Here is a 12,699-nt window from a genome sequence, read left to right as displayed (position 1 = left end):
TTGCGTTTCTTCTGATTTTTTTTATTTTCGTTGTTGTTTGCCAGCGTTACGGCCGTTCCCGTTCTTTTTAGGCGGTGCTGCCACTGGTTTAGCTGGTTTTGGTGTAACGTCTTTGCGTGGTGTCACTACGGTTTTAGGTGGATTCTTTTTCAATTCTTCTTGGATTTGAGCTTTGATCCGTGGTTTTAAGATAATGTTGGTGATGAAGGTTTGTAAACAACTGAAAACCCCACCGACAACCCAATAAAGCGCGACCCCAGCAGGTGAACTGAAGGACATGAAGACAATCATCAAAGGCGATACAATCAGCATCGTCCGCATGGTTTTCTTTTGTTCTTCTGGAATACCAATTGTAGATAGGTAGCTTTGGAACAAGTAAGCAATCCCTGCTAAGACAACAAAGACCAAACTTGGCTGACCTAAGTTGATGCCGAAGAAGCTTGCTTCATTGATCCCGGGAGTATAACGTGCCGCGTAAAACAAGGCCGAGAAGATTGGCATTTGGATCAGTAGCGGTAAACAACCAATACCACCCATCATGCTCATGCCATTGTCTTTGTAGACTTGCTGCATTTCCGTTTGAGCCTGCATTTGTTCTTCACGAGTAGTTGCAGCCTTTAATTTAGCTTGAGCTGCGTCAATTTGTGGTTTCAAAGCGGCCATTTTTTCCGTTTGAATCATCGATTTACGTGATTGTTGTAAACCTAACGGTAAAATAACCAGACGAACGATAATCGTAATAAAGATGATCGCCCAACCATAGTTCCAGTTAAAGTTTTGAACGAGATAGGTAATGGCATTTGCCATTGGTTCAACCAGCAGTTTGTAGACCCAGCCTTCACCAGTAGGTTGGCCGTCTTTTGTTTGGACACAACCGGATAAAAATAACAGTAGAGAGAGTGCTGCTCCGCTAAGGGCCCATTTTTTTAGTTTATTCATTCGATTCTTCCTTCTATTAAATAATTTAGACAAAAATAACTATACTTTAAAAAAAACATTTTTTCAATGTAAAAAGGAAAAACGATTTCGTTTTTCCTCAACCTGTCACTTTGAAATTTTCATAAGTCTGCATTAACGAGTCGTCTTGAACGTCCACGTAAGTAACACGCCCCGATGGACTAGGGGATGCTTTGACTTGGCGGATGAACTCTTCCATAGTTTCCTCATCGCCTTGTGCTTCGATTGTGACGGAGCCATCTGTCTCATTGCGAACCGTTCCGGTAATGCCTAATTTATCTGCAACCATTTTAGTCATATAGCGAAAGCCGACCCCTTGAACACGGCCTTGAACATTCAATCGTACTTTTCTCACGACGGACCCTCCTCAGTAAGTAGTTATATTCATCATAACGAGTTTTTTTCAAGCTGACAAGCAAAAGCATAAGAAGTTTTTTTCTGCTATAATCAAGAAAAACATGAGGGAGCATACCATGAAAGCTATCACGTCTACTAAAAATGATCAAATTAAACAGTTAAAGAAATTACACCAACGAAAAGCGCGCGAAACAGCGCAGCAATATTTACTAGAAGGCTTCCACCTGATTGAAGAGGCGGCTCAAGCAGGTGTTGTTTTAGGTGATATTTTTGTTACCCCACGTGGTGAACAGGAATGGCGGGAATGGCTGTCAGAGCGGGACTATACTCTCGTTAATGAACCAGTCATGAAAGAATTATCAACATTACCGACTCCTCAAGGCATGATTGCGGTGGCGCCCATGTTGACTGCAAGTGTCCCAGATGAGCTAACGGGTGCCTGGTTATTGTTGGACCGCATCCAAGATCCGGGGAATTTAGGAACTATGATTCGTACTGCCGATGCCGCAGGTTTTACTGGCGTAGTATTAGGCACAGGCACGGTTGATTTATACAACGGGAAAGTCTTACGGGCACTTCAAGGTAGCCAATATCATGTAACTATCGCCCAAGGAGATTTATTGGAGTGGATAGATCGGTTCAAACAGGCTGTAGTCCCTGTCTATGGCACCGAATTGAATCCTGAGGCTAAAAGTTATCGGGAAGTTACACCTAGTCGCGATTTTGCACTGATCATGGGAAATGAAGGGCAGGGAACTGCCGCAACACTACTACAACAGACGACACAAAACTTGTTTATTCCCATGAAGGGGCAGGCAGAATCATTAAATGTCGCAGTTGCTGCTGGCATTTTAATGTTTCAGTTGGCGCAATGAGCGTGAAATGTTCGGAAATATGTGAAAAAATTCTTTAAGAAGTTGTTAAACTTTGAAGGCCTTTTCGAAAAAGGCTAGTATTTAAAAAAATGGCGTGCTATACTTTACCCACGTTTAAAAAATGAAGGTGGCAACCAATTTATGACAAAAAACTGGCAAGAGGATCAAGAATATCTTTCATATGTCGAAGATTTATTGGCAACAGAAGCCGTACAACGTCTTGCAGACTATAAACAACATGTCAATTCTACACGCTTGGAGCATTCCATTAGTGTGTCTTACCATAGTTATTTATTAGCAAAAAAATGGAACGGCAACGCTCGCGCCACTGCACGCGCCGGTTTGTTGCACGATCTTTTTTATTACGACTGGCGGACGACTAAGTTTGATGAAGGATCACATGCGTACATGCATCCCCGCATCGCTGTAAAAAATGCGGAAAAAATTACAGAGTTATCTGATTTGGAACGGGATATCATCATCAAACATATGTGGGGGGCAACCATTGCACCGCCTAAATACAAAGAAAGCTTTATCGTGACGATGGTAGACAAGTATTGTGCTTGTCAAGAAGCCTTTAGTCCAATGAGCGCCAACATGAAGAAAAAATGGCGAACTTGGTTTAAAAAAGCGAATAATCCAATTTAGAGTAAAGGACCGACATCCAATGATGTCGGTCCTTTTTTAGCCGATGAAAAGGCTGGTGATTGCCAAGAAAATACTGAAGAAAGCGATGATACCAGTCACAATCATATGGCGGCGCTTATTCATGACGACGATTGCGATGAATTCCCGTAAAAAGGCATTAGGCAAATAATAGAAGGCAGTTTTAGCCCCAATTCCATCTGCTTTTAAGCCTGCCTGACGAGCAAACATGCCGGCTCTAAAAATATGATAATTATTAGAAACAAAAATAGCTCGGTAATCGGCGTCCTCTTGGACAATGATTTCCTTAGAAAATTGCATGTTTTCTAGCGTATTCGTCGAGTTGCTTTCCAATTGAATCGCATGCTCGGGAATCCCTTGCTCAACAGCATAATTGCGCATCGCCACTGCCTCTGGAACCTTTTCATCAGCTCCTTGGCCCCCTGACATCAATAGCACAGGTCCTTTACCTGTGGCGCGTTTTTGCGCTTTGTAAAATTGAATTGCTTTATCGATTCGTTTCGCCAGCAGTGGAGTGACGCGCTCGCCATCAATTAACCCGGCGCCCAACACAATGATGTATTCTTGTTGATACTTTGGCCGGTTAAATTGATACAAGACCGATACAGTAAGAAAATTGTAAAAGACCAGCGCAAAGTAAAATGTCATAGTAGGTAACATACCAATTAAGGCATCCAACCATTGCGGAAAGACCTGATTAGCGGATAACTGACTGTAAATCAACAAAAAGGTGAGAAATAAGGCCAGTAGCAAAGTCAATAGGTTAGCTAAGGAATGGCCCTCTTTGCGGAAGACCACCGACGCATTCCAATAGAGGAAAACGATTAACACAATCGCACCAAATAATAACCCTAAAATAAACAAGATTCCCAAAATCCCTAATAACCCATATAAAATCAGACTTTCACTAGAAAAAGTCAAAAAAATCAAATAACCGCCGAAACTCATTAAAAATAAATTGAACAATAGTCCATTCATAAGGCGGCATTTGTCACGAAAGTAGCTGAAACAAAACACCCCTAGGAAAAACAAGGGCACTAAAATCAGAAACCCTACTGAACGGATATCAAGAAAAACCAGATAGCCTACTAGCCAACTGCCAAACCAGCAGACTTGGTAGAAACGGGCATCATTGTGTTTCCAACGTTTAATGACGAAAAAACCTAAAATAAAAATAATTCCAAACACAATAGTCATTACATCCAACCAACATTCACTCCTCACTATTCGTTTTTAGTATAGCGAAGAATCAAACAGACTGCAAAAAGAAGTCGCTTGCCGAGTAGGATTTTTTCTCTTCTAGAATAGAAATCGGTATAATGAAGAGAGGAGGCGATGGCATGAAAGGGATTGAACGAATAAAAAAAGACGGCTTTACCGTCATTGGAAAAAAGGGCTTAGGCAGAGCTGATCAGGGCTCTGAATGGGTACCACCACTTTGGGATCAGATGAACGAAGAATTTGATGAGCTCATTCCGGTGATCAAAACAGATGAGGAAGGTTCAATCCTTCATATGTGGGGCTTGATGAGTGATGCCGAAACGTGGCTGTTACCATGGCAAGCAGAAGGATTATATCTAGCAGGAATCGAAGCAGATCCAGCTGCCGAAGCACCTCATGGCTTTACTAAGTGGGAATGGCCGGCGTTTGAATACTTTACGGTCAAAACCGACATGGACCATTATCAAGAAGCCATGCAAGTGATGCTGACTGAAGTTCTACCAGATGAAGGTGAAAAACTTGTGGGACCGGTGATTGAGTTTTATCGGCCTAGTTTCGCAGAAGATGAATTAATGTTATATTTTCCCATCAAAAAATTGTAAGGAAGACGCCACAAATGATGGAGTCCTTCAAAGCAGAGTCAGCACGCATAGTGAGGGCTCTGTTTTTGCTTAAACAAATGATGGATAGCTTACAGAGAAGGTATCTTTTTTTCGTAAATAAATGAGCGTGAATCAACAGAATAATGCTGCTGGCCAATCTTCTGAAAGCCGATTTTCTCATAAAAGTGTTGGTTGCGGCAGGAAGATGACGGTGTTTCTAATCGCCAAGTTCCTGTTTGAACAGCTTCAAAGGCTTGCCAAGCTTGTGTGCCTAGCTGTTGATTAATGAAGTCGGCATGCAGGCAAAAGTAATGTAGCCAGTTGGGCGAACCAATACTGAAGGTTAAAAATCCGCAAGGCTGTGCGTCCTTAAGAATCAACCGGCTAATCAAGGTAGGATCAGTTAAAAGTTTAGTGGCCAACCGACCATCATTGTAACCAGGTGGACCGTCTTCCGCTCCTGGCCCATAGCTCAACGCGGCGTCAGCATTAAAAGAACTTACTAATGTTGCTTGCAAAAAATCAAAATCATCATTGGCGATAGAACGAAAGGTAATCATCTAAAAGCTCCTCTCAAAACGTAACCTTTTGTAGCTATTTTATCATGTACCAGTAGTCGTGAGATGGCTTCTTTACTAAACAGCTAAACTTTAGCAGCAATCAGCAAATCGAAATCTTTTCAAGGATATTGGATAGAGGTTTAAATAGTGTCTGCTAGTCTGCTATGGTATATTTTGTCTAAAGATTATTGTCTGAAAAGCAAGTTAGGGTAAGGAGGAGTTTGCATGAAAACTATACTGAACATCATTACGGAGTTTGTTGGAAACTATCTATTCGTCATTATTTTGATAGCCGCCATTGTCCTCAGTCGTCGTTCCTTTATACAGCGAATTGATCAAAAGAAACGTCTACGAGTTGTTTACGTCACGGTAAGTGTCTGCTCCTTGTTGGTGGTAGGGTATTTCAGTTGGCTATTTACACATTGAAGTAGAACCTCGTCTGGACTGAGGTTCTTTTTTGTCGGTAAGAGTTAAAATTAAACGGAATCAGAGAGTAGTTTTTTACTCAAAAACTAGTTTCTTACCTTGTTCTTGATGTTAATCACGTTCCTGCTCTTTTTCGAAAGATTGCGGTATGATGAAACCGTAATCAAAAGGAGAGGATGATACAAAATGGAAAACACGGCGAAAAGCAGCCGCAAAGCAAAATTTCTAAACGTTTTTGAAATGTTTGGGCGGTCGTTTTTACTACCTGTTTCGGTTTTGCCGGCGGCAGGGATTTTAAAAGGGTTAGGGTCAGCTTTTACCAATTCAAGTACGATTGAGATGCACCCTTGGATGGGGAATGAAATTCTGCAAATTGTGATGGGATTTTTGGAGATGTTGGGGAATGTCGCCTTTAACAATCTACCAGTTATTTTTGCCGTTGGGGTCGCAGTTGGTTTAGCGAAACAAGAAAAGGGATCAGCGGCATTATCTGGACTGCTTGGCTTTTTAGTTTTGCATAATACATTGAATTTTTTATTAAAAGCCAGTGGAACTTTAGTCGACATGAGTGCTGAAAATGCAAGTGAAATGATGGCACGACATATGCAAACGACGGTTTTAGGAATCCAAACAATGGATTTGAATGTGTTTGGTGGTATCATTACCGGGGTTATTGTCTATTTAGTTCATAAAAAAGCAATTAAAATTCAGGTTCCGCAAGTATTTGGCTTCTTCAGTGGTCCGCGGTTAGTTCCTATCATGATTATTCCTGTAATGGCAGTGGTAGGGATGGCCTTCTTTGTTATTTGGCCTTTTGTACAAGCAGCTATTACAGCACTTTCAGTGGCAATCTTAAAATCTGGTTATGTGGGAACTTTTGGGTACGGCGTAATTGAACGCCTATTGTTGCCATTTGGACTACATCACGGCTTGAATTGGCCTGTGAGAACAACCGAGCTTGGCGGTATTTTTATGATTAATGGCAAGGAGTACGCTGGAACGATCAATGCCTACATGGCAGCTCTTTCTAGTAATAGTCCTATTGATCCAATGATCACTCGTTTTTCATCTGGTAAATTTATCTATAATATGTTTGGTTTGCCTGGTGCAGCTTTGGCAATGTACGTTACAGCTAAACCTAAAAATAAGAAAACAGTCGGCTCTTTATTATTAGCAGCTGCATTGACTTCTTTCTTAACGGGTATCACAGAACCGTTAGAGTTTACCTTCCTATTTGTAGCACCTGCATTGTATGGAATTCATGCGGTATTAGCAGGACTTACCATGCTAGTGGCTAATGTGGCTGGTGCAGCCTTCTTGACACCAACCGGGCATGGTTTGATTAATTTCCTAATTTATGGTGTGCTCCAAGGTGCTCGTACCAAATGGTGGTTGCTACCAATTATTGGTGTCTTCTGTTTCGCAATGTACTTTATCGTCTTTACTTTTGCTATCAAGAAATTTGATTTCAAAACCCCAGGACGTGAAGATGATCCAAGTACAATTGCCTTACATGGGAAAGACGAAACTCGTAAAAAAATGGGCGTTAAGACATTGAAAGATCGAGATAATGAAGACGCTGCAGTTCCAAGTGGCGCAAATTTGACACTGCACGATCAGGCAGAAGCACTGATTTCAGCTCATGGTGGTCCGGAAAATATTGAGAATGTAGATGCCTGTATTACACGTTTACGGATAAACGTCAAGGATGATACGGTAGTGGATATCAATCAGATTACACATGATTTAAATGCGATGGGCTTTAATAAATCTGGTATGCAAATGCAGTCCATTTATGGTGGTCGTGCTAATCAGTTGAAGGTAGAAATAAGAGAAATATTAGGATTGGCGGATTGATAGCCATGGAAAAGGAAATATTTGTAACAGATTTAGATGGAACTTTTGTGAAGGACTCTCGCGAAGTAACAGCTGCTGATCGAGAAACATTGAAACAATTGAAGGCTACTATGCCAATTGCCATCGCCACAGGTCGCTCTGTTAAAGAGATTCATTATATAGAAGAACAAGTTGGTCTAGAAAGTGATGTTCAGATTGGTTTTAATGGTGGTATCATTGAGATGGATGGTCAAATCATTTTTGAACGGCCTATTGAGCAAAATATTTTGCAGGATGTCTTAACTTTTATCAAGGAAAAAGAGATCGTATTTGATGCCTTAGATGGCGAGCAGCGCATTGGTACGCATAAAACAGATGATTTAGCTAAGCTATGGAATATGGAATTGGTGGAACCGCCAGAATTATTTCAAACGATTGCTGGTAAAAAAATATATAAAATCAATATTCGACCAGAAAAAGGACAAGCTGATCAATTGCTAGCTGATTTGAAACAGCAATTCCCGCAATTGGCAATTTGTAAAAGTGGTGAGAAACGTATTGAAATTACTCCTCAAAATGTTACTAAAGGACATGCCTTAGAATTTTTACGGGAGCGGTACGGTGTGGATTTCATATCTGCTGGCGATTCAGAGAATGATATCAGTATGTTCCATGAATCCAAACGATCTTTCTGTATGGCTCATGCCGCTGATATCGTAAAAGAACAGGCAACAGATATTGTAGAAAACTTTTATGAAGTAGTTGAATTGATCGCATAAGGAGTGTGGCAAAAATGTTATTTGGTAAGAAAAAAGGGATATTTGCACCAGTAGCTGGCACATTTGTTCCCATAACTGAAGTTAATGATCCCGTTTTCGCCCAAAAAATGATGGGGGACGGCGTTGCGGTTATTCCTGAAACAGACGAAATTGTTAGTCCAGTAATCGGAACAGTCAAAACCATTATTGAACAGAAACACGCTTTAGGAATTGAAACGGCTAACGGCCAAGAAATTCTAATTCATATGGGATTGGATACGGTGGAGTTAGCAGGTGAACCCTTTGAAATTTTAGTGCAGGTAGGGGATAAAGTGGATGTTGGCACTCCTTTAGCGCATATGGATCGTAAAATGGTAGAAGCCAAAGGGAAAGATACGGTCGTTTTAGTGATCGTTACGGGTCAAGAGCTTGCCTCACAAAAGTATTCGACTAAAACTCCCGTTTCAGCAGGAGCAGAGCTAGCAAAAATGTAAAAAAAGATGTTTCTCCTTTTTAAGAAGGGGAAACATCTTTTTGGTTTTTGGCTAAGAGTAAAATAGTTTCAAAAATGACTTCTGAAGCTACGGATAGCATCAAGCGTGAACGAAGTTTTTTGCGGTTTTGAACAGATTGATGACACATTAAGGCAATGTCACTTAGCGAAACGATAGGATTGCTGGAAAAGCCTGTGACGGAAATAATGTGACAACCTTTGACCTTGCATTCGGATATGACTTTAACGATTTGCGATTCGGCACCGCTAAGTGAAAAAACGATAATGCAATCTTCTGCTCGTGCAATATCCGGAATATCTCGGATGGGAAATACCTCCGTATAATCGTTTGACCATAAACCCAAATTTTTCAGCTTATGGTTAAAAGCATTTGCAACTGTTGCAGAAGAACCAATCCCAACACAAAAAATACGTCTCGCTGATAGTATAGTAGCAGCGATTCCTTTTACGGTTTTCTCTTCCATCATAGCAAGAGTTTTATCAAAATCTTCTTTCATAACACTTAATGTTGCTTGATAATCTGCCTCAGAATTCAATTCAGCTTGTCGATTATTCTCATTTAATAGAGCATACTTAAACTCTGTAAAGGATTTGAAATCAAGCTTTTTAATGGCACGAATGATGGTGGGGGCTGAGATGTGCAAAGCATCCTGGATAATCTTTAATTTTAAATGGTCTAACTCTGGATATTTTAAAATATAATCGATTGCAAGCTGTTCGGTACTTGAAAGCTCCTCATAATTATTTTGGATATGGGTATAAACAGAACTCATAAGGACCTCCTTTTATTACTATATTATACGAGTTGTTTTCATTGTAGCACGAAAACGTTCTCTTGGGTTCAAAGCTTGCGGGGGAGTTGGATCTAATTCAGTTAATAAAAAGAAACAGAGGATACAAAAAAACCACAAGACCAAAGTCTTGTGGTTTGACAGTTTAGGAATTAAGCTTTAACAACGTTAGTTGCTTGAGGGCCACGTTGACCTTCTTCGATATCGAAAGTAACTGTTTGACCTTCTTCTAAAGTTTTGAAGCCGTCGCCTTGGATTGCTGAGAAGTGAACGAATACGTCGTTACCAGCTTCTGTAGTGATGAATCCAAAACCTTTGTCTGAGTTAAACCATTTTACTGTACCTGTTTCCATAATAAAAAATCCTCCTTGTGTTTTACACACATAATATTGCAATTATTGAATGGTGAAAAATGTGGAAGATGTTTATGTGAAACATGTACCGCAAATTACCGAACAAAAACTACAAGACTTACTATAACACAAGGAGGAAAAGAAGTACAGTATTTCAGAAAAGAAATGTCTTAGTACCGTAAAATCGCGACTAAACTCTTTTCATCAGGTGCGTCGGTTTGTTCTAGGACGTGGACGACACCGCCTTTTTCAATAACGTTATCCGCGATATTGTTCAACACTTGGCGACGATCGTATTCTGTTTCAGGATCTTCACCAAAGCCATCCACCAAATTAGAAGTCGCAATAAACATTTCACCGATACGACCTTCCTCGGCTGCTGGCACGATGTCCACCAATTGGTCGATGAATTTTTTATCCATCGCCTTGTTGTATTTACCGATTTCTTCTTTCGTCAACGCATCGGCAATTTCATTCAAATGGCTTTCAATATCTTGATCAGATAATTGAGCTGGTGATTGGGCGATGCTAGCCTTGTCGCTATAAAATGGTGTTTTCGCCACTTTTTTGAACATGGTTTGATTTTCAGGTAATGCGAATAGGTAAAGCGGTAGATTTTCTGGATTATCTAATTCTTTCAAGAAAGCATCGACTGCTTGATAATAATTAGTCCAGTCGATTTCCACTTCTTCATCTTTCGTATTAATCCCGTGGTAAGAAATGCCTTCTTTGCCGCCGCCATTATAGCCGCTGCCGCCTTTTACGGAATAGTTAAGGTTCCCACCAGTCAACTCGTCACCAAGGGCTTTTTCTAAAGTATCAGGGGCATCCTCTGGTAAAGTGATGGCTGAAAGCTTCCGGTTGCTGACGCGGTATAATTTGAAGGAATCTCGATTTAGTGCGAGTAAGAAGTAATCGTAATTGAATTGAGTATTCTTAATGATTGCTAACAAGTAAGGCTTGTCAGCCACGTAATATTGATTGTCGACACGAATCGCCAAACGGTGAACGAAAGTATCTTCGGCATTCAAAATAATCGCGACACTAGTTGTTGCCCGCCGCCAGAAATCTTGATCGGCTAGTAAGGCATCGATTTTTTCTTGGAAGGGAATCCAAGCTTTTTCTGAATATTTTTTCTCAAATCGTGCTTTGGCTTCTTTAGCAAAATTTTTGAATTGCAATTGATCTTTTTCAACGTTTTGGTGTCCAACATGAGTGTTCAACATAATCGTTACGAAAGGTCCAGTTGCGTTTCCTGCAGTTAACGCTGTGATAATGTTTTTTCCTTGACTCATCATATAAAAACCTCCTACGTAATAAGAACTTTTACTACAATAATAAGTGTACCATAGTTAAAAAGAAGCATAAAATAAAAGGCTTTCAGTAAAAAAATCATTTTGAAAACGGCTGTCTTTGCGCACAGCTGGTGCTATACTGGCGGTGATCCTAAAAAAGACGAAGAGATTCAAAAAGGAATCTCTCGTCTAATAGGCTATGTCGCTATTTACTCCAGTGAGTTATTGGCAAAGTAAGACAGCGGGACTTGAAACAGCTCGCTTAAACAAAGCAATGCTTCTATGTCGGGGCGGCGCAGATCATTTTCATAGTTGGAATAGGCGGATCGCGATAAAGATAAACTTTCCGCAACTTCTCGCTGTGAAAGTTGACGAGATTGCCGTAGTGCTTTCAATTTTGTCCCTAACATAGTCTTCAACACCTTTCTGATCTTATTTTAGTCGGAAAAAGCTGAGAATAATAGTAATATGTAAAAGTTTGTACCGTTATTAAATGATTACAAGAGGAAGAGCACCATGAACGAAACTTTACAGCAGTTAATGAACCACCGAACTTATCGCCATTTTGACCCGCAACATCAGCTGAGTGACGCAGAATTAGCACTGATTCTGAAAGCGGCAAGACAAGCCCCAACGTGGATGAATGGTCAGTTCTATTCTATCGTTGTATTGCGGGAGCCAGCTTTACGCAAACAACTAGTGACTTGGAACCCCGGCAACCCGCATATGGCCGAAAGCTCGATCTTTTTACTTTTCGTGGCTGATTTAGCGCGGACAAAACAAGTCAGTGAGCTGAAGAAGGTTCCATACGATTGGGGAACGAGCATTGAGCCGCTATTAGTGGCGACAACTGATGCCGCTTTGGCATTAGAGAATACGATTGTGGCTGTAGAAAGTCCGGGTCTAGGTTCTGTGGTTGTGGGGAGTATCCGTAAACATGCAGAGGACATCATCCAATTGTTGGAACTGCCCGCTTATACCTTCCCCTTGTTTGGTTTAAGCATTGGCAAGCCAACGGTTGAAATGAACATCAAACCACGATTACCGGAAGCTGCCGTTGTTCATTACGATGGCTGGCAAGCGTATCCTAATGAGTTACTACAAGAATATGATGAAACAATGCGTATTTTTGGCGAGGCGCGAGAAACGAAGGATTGGACCCAAAAATTTGCCGACTATTTTCAACAGTTAACCCCTAAAACGCGGGAACTCTTGAAAAAGCAACAATTGCTAAAATAGAAAATAATTGAAAATTTTCATTTTCCTTTTGACAAATCTGTTTTTGTTGTCTATGATGAAGGTGAATAAAATGTATTGTTAGGTGAGGCTCCTATACAGAAATAAGCTGCTGCCGCGAAAGGATCGAGAGACCCTTAGTTGGTTGAACAGGAATGATCGTGAAGGTCATTCATAATGTAGCTGATGATTTCTATCTACGCTGTATAGTGCTAAAGCTCAACGATAGAAGACTATTTTCGTGCGCCAAGC

At 40.7% G+C, this 12,699-nt stretch carries 16 protein-coding genes and 1 riboswitch; of the genes, 8 read left to right on the top strand and 8 right to left on the bottom strand.

Going from position 1 to position 12,699, the window contains the following annotated elements:
- Window positions 1–21: 21 nt before the first annotated feature.
- A complete protein-coding gene (yidC, locus tag ECA01S_RS04545) occupies window positions 22–939 on the bottom strand; it encodes a membrane protein insertase YidC (protein ID WP_067391775.1) in 918 nt (305 codons plus the stop codon).
- A gap of 97 nt (window positions 940–1,036) precedes the next feature.
- The gene (locus ECA01S_RS04540) at window positions 1,037–1,312 is read right to left on the bottom strand and encodes an acylphosphatase (RefSeq protein ID WP_067391772.1); all 276 of its coding nucleotides are present in this window, start codon (window positions 1,310–1,312) and stop codon (window positions 1,037–1,039) included.
- A 118-nt stretch (window positions 1,313–1,430) separates the two neighbouring features.
- On the opposite strand from ECA01S_RS04540, the gene ECA01S_RS04535 reads away from it, so the two are divergent.
- The gene (locus tag ECA01S_RS04535) at window positions 1,431–2,189 is read left to right on the top strand and encodes a TrmH family RNA methyltransferase (protein ID WP_067391769.1); all 759 of its coding nucleotides are present in this window, start codon (window positions 1,431–1,433) and stop codon (window positions 2,187–2,189) included.
- Between the two features lie 141 nt (window positions 2,190–2,330).
- Complete coding sequence (locus ECA01S_RS04530) at window positions 2,331–2,837, top strand: HD domain-containing protein (RefSeq protein WP_067391766.1); 507 nt, start codon at window positions 2,331–2,333, stop codon at window positions 2,835–2,837.
- 36 nt (window positions 2,838–2,873) lie between these two features.
- Here ECA01S_RS04530 and ECA01S_RS04525 read toward each other — a convergent pair whose 3' ends face one another.
- A complete protein-coding gene (locus tag ECA01S_RS04525) occupies window positions 2,874–4,052 on the bottom strand; it encodes a YdcF family protein (protein ID WP_143139551.1) in 1,179 nt (392 codons plus the stop codon).
- Window positions 4,053–4,195: 143 nt separating this feature from the next.
- On the opposite strand from ECA01S_RS04525, the gene ECA01S_RS04520 reads away from it, so the two are divergent.
- On the top strand, window positions 4,196–4,678 hold the full coding sequence (locus ECA01S_RS04520; protein WP_067391760.1) for a GyrI-like domain-containing protein: 483 nt from the start codon (window positions 4,196–4,198) through the stop codon (window positions 4,676–4,678).
- An 89-nt stretch (window positions 4,679–4,767) separates the two neighbouring features.
- Here the strand turns inward: ECA01S_RS04520 and ECA01S_RS04515 are convergent, their stop codons facing one another.
- Window positions 4,768–5,238, bottom strand: a complete 471-nt coding sequence (locus ECA01S_RS04515; RefSeq protein ID WP_067391755.1) for a GNAT family N-acetyltransferase — start codon at window positions 5,236–5,238, stop codon at window positions 4,768–4,770.
- Between the two features lie 225 nt (window positions 5,239–5,463).
- On the opposite strand from ECA01S_RS04515, the gene ECA01S_RS04510 reads away from it, so the two are divergent.
- The 4 genes from ECA01S_RS04510 (at window position 5,464) to ECA01S_RS04495 (ending at window position 8,752) form a co-directional block, all read left to right on the top strand.
- Window positions 5,464–5,664 carry a hypothetical protein gene (locus ECA01S_RS04510; protein WP_067391752.1) on the top strand — a complete coding sequence of 67 codons (201 nt, stop codon included), beginning with the start codon at window positions 5,464–5,466 and terminating at the stop codon, window positions 5,662–5,664.
- A 186-nt stretch (window positions 5,665–5,850) separates the two neighbouring features.
- Entirely contained in the window at window positions 5,851–7,521 is a 1,671-nt protein-coding gene (locus ECA01S_RS04505) for a PTS transporter subunit EIIC (protein WP_067391749.1), read from the top strand.
- Between the two features lie 5 nt (window positions 7,522–7,526).
- Window positions 7,527–8,279: an HAD family hydrolase gene (locus tag ECA01S_RS04500; RefSeq protein ID WP_067391747.1), complete on the top strand. Its 753-nt coding sequence runs from the start codon at window positions 7,527–7,529 to the stop codon at window positions 8,277–8,279.
- A 14-nt stretch (window positions 8,280–8,293) separates the two neighbouring features.
- Window positions 8,294–8,752: a PTS sugar transporter subunit IIA gene (locus ECA01S_RS04495; RefSeq protein WP_067391743.1), complete on the top strand. Its 459-nt coding sequence runs from the start codon at window positions 8,294–8,296 to the stop codon at window positions 8,750–8,752.
- Window positions 8,753–8,771: 19 nt separating this feature from the next.
- Here the strand turns inward: ECA01S_RS04495 and ECA01S_RS04490 are convergent, their stop codons facing one another.
- From ECA01S_RS04490 to ECA01S_RS13855, 4 genes are all read right to left on the bottom strand, one after another.
- Complete coding sequence (locus ECA01S_RS04490) at window positions 8,772–9,545, bottom strand: MurR/RpiR family transcriptional regulator (protein WP_067391738.1); 774 nt, start codon at window positions 9,543–9,545, stop codon at window positions 8,772–8,774.
- A 170-nt stretch (window positions 9,546–9,715) separates the two neighbouring features.
- On the bottom strand, window positions 9,716–9,916 hold the full coding sequence (locus ECA01S_RS04485; RefSeq protein WP_067391735.1) for a cold-shock protein: 201 nt from the start codon (window positions 9,914–9,916) through the stop codon (window positions 9,716–9,718).
- Window positions 9,917–10,086: 170 nt separating this feature from the next.
- On the bottom strand, window positions 10,087–11,214 hold the full coding sequence (locus ECA01S_RS04480) for a baeRF6 domain-containing protein (RefSeq protein ID WP_067391732.1): 1,128 nt from the start codon (window positions 11,212–11,214) through the stop codon (window positions 10,087–10,089).
- 206 nt (window positions 11,215–11,420) lie between these two features.
- A complete protein-coding gene (locus ECA01S_RS13855) occupies window positions 11,421–11,621 on the bottom strand; it encodes a helix-turn-helix domain-containing protein (RefSeq protein WP_071858906.1) in 201 nt (66 codons plus the stop codon).
- A 106-nt stretch (window positions 11,622–11,727) separates the two neighbouring features.
- Here ECA01S_RS13855 and ECA01S_RS04475 point away from each other — a divergent pair, with 106 nt between their 5' ends.
- Window positions 11,728–12,450, top strand: coding sequence for a nitroreductase family protein (locus ECA01S_RS04475; RefSeq protein ID WP_067391729.1), 723 nt, complete (start codon window positions 11,728–11,730; stop codon window positions 12,448–12,450).
- 67 nt (window positions 12,451–12,517) lie between these two features.
- Window positions 12,518–12,686: riboswitch (M-box (ykoK) riboswitch) on the top strand.
- Window positions 12,687–12,699 lie beyond the last annotated feature (13 nt).

The organism is Enterococcus canis NBRC 100695, assembly GCF_001544375.1.
In the GTDB taxonomy this organism is placed as follows: domain Bacteria; phylum Bacillota; class Bacilli; order Lactobacillales; family Enterococcaceae; genus Enterococcus_H; species Enterococcus_H canis.
Note: the sequence above shows the minus strand (reverse complement) of the source record. Positions and strands in the feature narration are given on the sequence as shown.

What these genes read in the sequence shown, in the direction of transcription:
- yidC (WP_067391775.1), bottom strand. Translation starts at nt 939, where the DNA reads ATGAATAAACTAAAAAAATGGGCCCTTAGCGGAGCAGCACTCTCTCTA.
- ECA01S_RS04535 (WP_067391769.1), top strand. Translation starts at nt 1,431, where the DNA reads ATGAAAGCTATCACGTCTACTAAAAATGATCAAATTAAACAGTTAAAG.
- ECA01S_RS04530 (WP_067391766.1), top strand. Translation starts at nt 2,331, where the DNA reads ATGACAAAAAACTGGCAAGAGGATCAAGAATATCTTTCATATGTCGAA.
- ECA01S_RS04525 (WP_143139551.1), bottom strand. Translation starts at nt 4,052, where the DNA reads ATGACTATTGTGTTTGGAATTATTTTTATTTTAGGTTTTTTCGTCATT.
- ECA01S_RS04520 (WP_067391760.1), top strand. Translation starts at nt 4,196, where the DNA reads ATGAAAGGGATTGAACGAATAAAAAAAGACGGCTTTACCGTCATTGGA.
- ECA01S_RS04515 (WP_067391755.1), bottom strand. Translation starts at nt 5,238, where the DNA reads ATGATTACCTTTCGTTCTATCGCCAATGATGATTTTGATTTTTTGCAA.
- ECA01S_RS04510 (WP_067391752.1), top strand. Translation starts at nt 5,464, where the DNA reads ATGAAAACTATACTGAACATCATTACGGAGTTTGTTGGAAACTATCTA.
- ECA01S_RS04505 (WP_067391749.1), top strand. Translation starts at nt 5,851, where the DNA reads ATGGAAAACACGGCGAAAAGCAGCCGCAAAGCAAAATTTCTAAACGTT.
- ECA01S_RS04500 (WP_067391747.1), top strand. Translation starts at nt 7,527, where the DNA reads ATGGAAAAGGAAATATTTGTAACAGATTTAGATGGAACTTTTGTGAAG.
- ECA01S_RS04495 (WP_067391743.1), top strand. Translation starts at nt 8,294, where the DNA reads ATGTTATTTGGTAAGAAAAAAGGGATATTTGCACCAGTAGCTGGCACA.
- ECA01S_RS04490 (WP_067391738.1), bottom strand. Translation starts at nt 9,545, where the DNA reads ATGAGTTCTGTTTATACCCATATCCAAAATAATTATGAGGAGCTTTCA.
- ECA01S_RS04485 (WP_067391735.1), bottom strand. Translation starts at nt 9,916, where the DNA reads ATGGAAACAGGTACAGTAAAATGGTTTAACTCAGACAAAGGTTTTGGA.
- ECA01S_RS04480 (WP_067391732.1), bottom strand. Translation starts at nt 11,214, where the DNA reads ATGATGAGTCAAGGAAAAAACATTATCACAGCGTTAACTGCAGGAAAC.
- ECA01S_RS13855 (WP_071858906.1), bottom strand. Translation starts at nt 11,621, where the DNA reads ATGTTAGGGACAAAATTGAAAGCACTACGGCAATCTCGTCAACTTTCA.
- ECA01S_RS04475 (WP_067391729.1), top strand. Translation starts at nt 11,728, where the DNA reads ATGAACGAAACTTTACAGCAGTTAATGAACCACCGAACTTATCGCCAT.